Source organism: Thalassospira sp. UBA1131 (assembly GCF_002311515.1).
Lineage (GTDB): Bacteria > Pseudomonadota > Alphaproteobacteria > Rhodospirillales > Thalassospiraceae > Thalassospira.
Genome location: NZ_DCAO01000134.1, coordinates 1 through 6,277, shown reverse-complemented (window position 1 = coordinate 6,277; position 6,277 = coordinate 1). Strand labels below are relative to the sequence as shown.

General features: G+C 54.6%; 6 protein-coding genes. All 6 read left to right on the top strand.

Features of this window, described 5'->3' with window-relative positions:
* Positions 1-256 precede the first annotated feature (256 nt).
* Complete coding sequence (locus B3Z49_RS21855) at positions 257-1,846, top strand: ABC transporter substrate-binding protein (protein ID WP_008891486.1); 1,590 nt, start codon at positions 257-259, stop codon at positions 1,844-1,846.
* Positions 1,847-1,872: 26 nt separating this feature from the next.
* Positions 1,873-2,940: an ABC transporter permease gene (locus tag B3Z49_RS21850; RefSeq protein ID WP_008891485.1), complete on the top strand. Its 1,068-nt coding sequence runs from the start codon at positions 1,873-1,875 to the stop codon at positions 2,938-2,940.
* A gap of 2 nt (positions 2,941-2,942) precedes the next feature.
* Complete coding sequence (gene nikC / locus B3Z49_RS21845) at positions 2,943-3,866, top strand: nickel transporter permease (RefSeq protein ID WP_008891484.1); 924 nt, start codon at positions 2,943-2,945, stop codon at positions 3,864-3,866.
* A gap of 2 nt (positions 3,867-3,868) precedes the next feature.
* On the top strand, positions 3,869-4,711 hold the full coding sequence (locus B3Z49_RS21840) for an ABC transporter ATP-binding protein (protein WP_296994958.1): 843 nt from the start codon (positions 3,869-3,871) through the stop codon (positions 4,709-4,711).
* Positions 4,712-4,722: 11 nt separating this feature from the next.
* Positions 4,723-5,487, top strand: a complete 765-nt coding sequence (locus B3Z49_RS21835; RefSeq protein ID WP_296994956.1) for an ABC transporter ATP-binding protein — start codon at positions 4,723-4,725, stop codon at positions 5,485-5,487.
* Positions 5,488-5,498: 11 nt separating this feature from the next.
* The coding region (locus tag B3Z49_RS21830; RefSeq protein ID WP_296994954.1) for a dipeptidase at positions 5,499-6,277 on the top strand (779 nt) is incomplete at its 3' end.

Here is a 6,277-nt window from a genome sequence, read left to right as displayed (position 1 = left end):
CGGGAAAGTTGTGCCATTTGCTGATTTAGACAGCATTGCTGACCGACTGGTCATTGATTAATCGTATAAATTATGCTCAGCTCCACATGCACTAAGCGAACCTGCAGGCCGCCCCGCAATTATAAGGGCCTGAAGGCGTCGATAGAACTCCGGATGGTTATAAAGCTGAGCCCGTCTCGTTTTGGCCCTCCCTTTCGATAGCCGATCAGTCCACGCATTGGCCTGCAGTCCCACAACAACAATCGGGAGGCGCATCATGCGCAAATTTATTGCAGGGCTGGTCATGGGGACCGCGCTCGCGACCGCACCTATGATGGCACAGGCCGAAACGCCGAAAAATGCTTTGGTCATGGCTTTTGCCATTGATGACATCATCACGCTCGACCCGGCTCAGATTTTCGAATTCTCGGGCGCTGAATATGCCGGTAACACCTATGATCGCCTGATCGGTTTCGACAATGACGATGTGTCGAAGATCTATGGCGTCGTTGCCGAAAGCTGGGATGTCTCCGAAGACGGCAAGACCTTTACCTTCAAAATCCGTGACGGCATTACCTTTGCCTCTGGTAACGAACTGACCGCCGAAGACGCAGCCTTCTCCTTGCAGCGCGTGATCCTGCTGGATCAGTCGCCGGCCTTCATTCTGGGCCAGTTCGGTTTCACTGCCGACAACGTCAAGGAAAAGATCTACGCCACCGACGATTCCACGCTGGTCATGGAAGTCGACAAGCCTTACGCACCAAGCTTCGTGCTGTACTGCCTGACCGCTGGCGTTGGCTCGGTTGTCGACAAGGAAGAAGTCCTTGCCCATGAAGTGGACGGTGACCTTGGCCACGAGTGGCTCAAAACCAACTATGCCGGTTCCGGCCCGTTCAAACTGAACAAGTGGACTGCGGGCGAAAGCCTTAGCCTGACCGGCAACGAAGATTACTGGGATGGCGCGCCAGAAATGAAGCGCGTGATTATCCAGAGCGTCAAGGAAGCCGCAGCTCAGCAGCTCCTCCTTGAAAAAGGCGATATCGATATTGCCCGTAACCTCGAAGCCGATCAGCTGGCTGCCATTTCTGACAATGACGACATCAAGATGATGTCCAAGGGCAAAGGTGCGCTGTGGTATCTCGGTCTGTCGCAGAAAAACGAATATCTGTCGAACCCGAAAGTCCGCGAAGCTCTGAAATACCTTGTGGATTACAAAGGCATTTCCGAAACCATCCTGGCTGGTCGTTCGCAGATCCATCAGGCCTTCCTGCCTGAAGGTTTCCTGGGCGCCTATAACGAGAACCCCTATTCCCTGGATGTCGAAAAAGCCAAGGCCCTTCTGGCCGAGGCCGGCTATCCGGACGGGTTCAGCGTAACCATGGACACCCGTAACACCACCGCGATCATGGCGATGGCTCAGTCGATTCAGGCGACCTGGTCACAGGCTGGCATCAATCTGGAAATCATTCCGGGTGATGGCAAACAGACCCTGACCAAATACCGCGCCCGTCAGCACGATATCTATATCGGTCGCTGGGGCCCGGACTATCAGGATCCGCACACCAACGCATCGACCTTTGCATGGAACCCGGACAACTCCGACGATGCCGCTGCCAAGCCGCTTGCTTGGCGTAACTCGTGGGATGCCGGTGACTTGACGGCAAAAACCGATGCCGCCACGCTGGAACGCGACGATGCGAAACGTGCTGCGATGTATGTCGATCTTCAGAAAGCAGTTCTGGAAAACGGTCCGTTCGTGATCATGTTCCAGGAAACCGAGATCGCATCCATGCGCGGTAACGTGAACAACTTCGTCCTCGGTCCGTCATTCGATAACAACTATTATCGTTATGTCACCAAAGACTAATCTCGACGAAGGAGACAACGGTCGTAATGTCCGCTGTTAAACGCAAAAAACGGGACGGGCGCAACCGCGCCCGTTTCGCTTCCGGCCCGACGGGAACTTTCCTGCGGCTGGTATTCTCGCTTGCCATTACATTTTTTGGCCTGCTGCTTGTCACATTCCTGATCGGTCGCGTGTTGCCGATTGATCCGGTGCTGGCCGCTGTTGGTGATCATGCATCGCAAAGCACGTACAACCGCGTGCGCGAAGAAATGGGGCTTAACCTGCCGCTTTGGCAGCAATTTTTTATCTATGTTTCCAATGTCTTGCAGGGCGATTTTGGCCAATCTGTGCTGACCTCCAACTCTGTGCTTTACGACATCAAACGCGTCTTCCCGGCCACCCTTGAACTGGCAACCATTGCCACGATCATCGGTGTTGCTTTGGGTATTCCCGCTGGCGTATTTGCCGCCATCAACAAGGGCAAATGGCCTGACCACGTGGTTCGCGTGATCGGTCTCGCCGGCCATTCCATGCCGATCTTTTGGCTGGGTCTGATGGGGCTTCTGGTATTTTACATGAAGCTCGACTGGGTCGCGGGTCCTGGGCGTCTTGATTCGTTCTACGTTGATTTCATTGAACCCACCACAGGTCTGATGCTGGTTGATACCCTGATCGAAGGCGACATAGACCTGTTTTGGAACGCTGTCTCGCACATTGTTCTGCCTGCCTCGATCCTGGCCTATTTCTCTTTGGCCTATATCGCCCGCATGACCCGTTCCTTCATGCTCGAACAGCTTAGTCAGGAATACATCCTGACCGCGCGGGTCAAAGGCATTTCCGAACATCGCATCATCTGGCGTCACGCTCTTGGCAATGTCATGGTTCCGCTGGTGACCGTGATTGCGTTGTCTTATGCCAATTTGCTGGAAGGCTCGGTTTTGACCGAAATCGTCTTCGCTTGGCCGGGGCTTGGCCTTTACATCACCAACTCGTTGCTCAATGCCGATATGAATGCGGTTCTTGGTGGCACGATTGTGGTCGGTGCGGTCTTTATCAGCGTGAACATGCTTTCTGACGTGCTTTACCGCCTGCTCGACCCCAGAGCGCGGAGATAATCATGACAACACAAACAAACACTTCGCAAACCGGCCTGAAACAATGGCTGACATCTGATGCACCGCAATCGCGCTGGCAGGCAAAATGTGGCCGCGTCTGGCTGGGCTGGTTGAAATTTACCGAAAACAAGCTTGCCATGATCGGTCTTTCGATCGTGATCGGCCTTATTTTGGTAACGATCTTTGCTCCGCTTCTCGCCCCTTATGATCCGCTGGCAGCTGACCTTACCAACCGTATTCAGCCGCCCGGCGCCGAACACTGGTTTGGCACGGATCAGCTGGGCCGTGACATCCTGTCGCGTGTGATCTTTGGCGCGCAATATACCCTGCTGATCGTTGGCCTCGTGGCAATTACCGCCGCCCCTGTCGGGCTTCTGGTGGGCACAGCCGCCGGGTTCTTTGGCGGTTGGATTGATGCGACCCTGATGCGCATCACCGACGTCTTTCTGGCGTTTCCGAAATTGATCCTGGCACTGGCCTTTGTTGCCGCCCTCGGCCCGGGGATCGAAAATGCCATTCTTGCTATCGCGATTACCGCATGGCCGCCTTATGCCCGTATCGCGCGGGCTGAAACCATCACGGTGCGCAAATCCGACTTCATCGAAGCCGCCCGCCTTCAGGGCACATCGAATATGGGCCTGATCACGGGCCATATCATGCCGATGTGTATCAGCTCGCTTGTTGTGCGTGTCACCCTTGATATGGCAGGCATGATCCTGATTGCAGCCGGTCTTGGCTTCCTCGGTCTTGGTGCACAGCCGCCGATGCCGGAATGGGGTGCGATGGTTTCTGATGGTCGTCAGTTCCTGCTTGAACAATGGTGGGTTGCCACGGTTCCTGGGATTGCCATTCTGATTGTCAGCCTTGGCTTTAACCTTCTGGGTGATGGCCTGCGTGATGTTCTTGACCCGCGTGGAGGCGATTGATCATGTCCAATGAAACCCTTCTGTCGGTCAAAAACCTCGAAGTCACCTTCAACACGCCTAAGGGTGATGTGCATGCCGTGCGTGGTGTGTCGTTTAATCTCGGTCGTGAACGGCTTGGAATTGTTGGCGAATCCGGGTCTGGCAAATCCCAGACTGGGCGTGCCATCTTGGGCCTGACGGCGGCCAACGGTAAAATTACCGCTGATCAAATGACCTTCCATGACGTCGATCTTGCAAACCTGACGCCGAAACAATGGCGCAAGGTGCGCGGTGCGCGTATTTCCATGATCATGCAGGACCCAAAATATTCACTGAACCCTGTCATGACCATTGGCGATCAAATCATCGAGGCCTACCGCGAACACCATAAGGTCAACGCCAAGGAAGCCCGCCACCGCGCGATTGATATGCTCGATGCGGTTAAAATCCGCGATCCAGAGCGGGTATTTAATTCCTACCCGCACGAAGTTTCCGGCGGCATGGGACAGCGCGTCATGATCGCCATGATGCTGATCCCTGATCCTGAATTGATCATTGCCGATGAACCGACTTCAGCCCTTGATGTCACCGTACAACTTCAAGTGATGGCGATCCTTGATGATCTGGTGCGTGATCGCGGCATGGCGCTGATTTTCATCAGTCACGACCTGCAACTGGTTTCAAGCTTCTGCGACCGTGTACTGGTCATGTATCAGGGCCACGTGGTGGAAGAAATCAAGGCGTCCGCCCTGCACGAAGCCAAACACCCCTATACCAAGGGACTTTTGAACTGCTTGCCGAAAATGGATGGCGATCATTCTGATCTGCCGATCCTTGAACGCGAAGCAAGCTGGGCCGAAGGTTAAGGGGTAGACACATGATTGAAATCAACAAACTCAATGCCTGGTTTGACGACAACCACGTTCTCAAGGATGTCGATATCAAGGTCCCGAAAAACGGGTCTTTCGGCCTCGTTGGTGAATCGGGATCAGGCAAATCAACGGTTCTTCGTACCATCACCGGCCTTGTCGATGACTGGGAAGGTGAAATTCTTGTCAACAACAAGGAACTTGGCCCCACGCGCGACAAGACATTCTATCGCCTTGTTCAGATGGTGTTTCAGGACCCGTTCGGATCGCTCCATCCGCGTCATACCATTGACCGCATCCTGACCGAACCGGTCAATATTCACGGGCTTGGCAATTCCGACGCGCGCGTGGTGCAGGCGCTTGAACAGGTCGGCCTCGATAACTCGTTCCGCTTCCGCTATCCCCACCAGCTTTCCGGCGGGCAGCGCCAGCGTGTCGCGATTGCCCGCGCCCTGATCCTTGAACCCAAGATTTTGCTGCTTGATGAACCGACATCGGCCCTTGATGTATCCATTCAGGCCGAGGTGCTTAATCTTCTGTCACGCTTCCGCCGGGAACTTGGCCTGACCTACATCATGGTCAGTCACGACCTCGCCGTGGTGGCCCATATGTGCGACGACATTGCCATTATGAACCATGGTCGTATTGTTGAACGTGCCACCGCAAGCCAACTCGCAGATGGCAGACTTGAACATCCCTACTCGCAACAGCTTTACAAGGCTGCCGGCGGCTATGACCGCGCCGTTGTTGACAGCTTTGTCGACTGGGACTGAACGGAGACACCATGACTTCCGCCACCACACTGAGCTTCGCAACACCCTTCGCCCCGGCCGACAGCAAACTTGCCAACTACCAACGTCGGCATATTCCGTCCTTCACATGGGATGCGCATGCCTGCCTGCCGCTTGATGAAAAGACACCGATAGACCTGCTTGATACCTATGTTGCCGGTCATATCGACTATGTCTGCGTCAATGTCGGCATGGATATGAACAGCATTGCCCACATCCTGCGCGTGATTGCCGCCTTCCGCGCCAAGATTGCCGCGCACCCTGACAAATACATGCAGATCGAAAGCTTTGAGGATTTGGCGATTGCGAAATCCAAGGGCCTGCTCGGCGTCGGGTTTGATCTTGAAGGCTCGGTCATGCTCCAGGACATGCCCGAAATGGTGCCGGTCTTTGCCAAGCTTGGCGTCAAGCAAATCCACTTTGCCTATAACCGTAACAACTCGGTTTCTGGGGGCTGTCATGATGTCGATATCCCGCTGACCGATCTCGGTGTTGAAATGGTCAAGGCTGTGAACACCAGCGGCATGATCATGGATTGCTCCCACACCGGACGGCAAAGCTCGCTTGATATCATGCGGGTCTCATCCAAGCCGGTCGTCTTCAGCCACGCCAACCCCAGGGAACTGGGTGGTCATGAACGCTGCATCGATGATGAACAGATCAAGGCCTGTGCCGATACTGGTGGTGTGATCGGCATTTGCGGCTTCCAGCGTTTCATTAAATCCAAAAACGCGCCGGAAGTCCCCGACATGATCCGCCATATCAAATATGC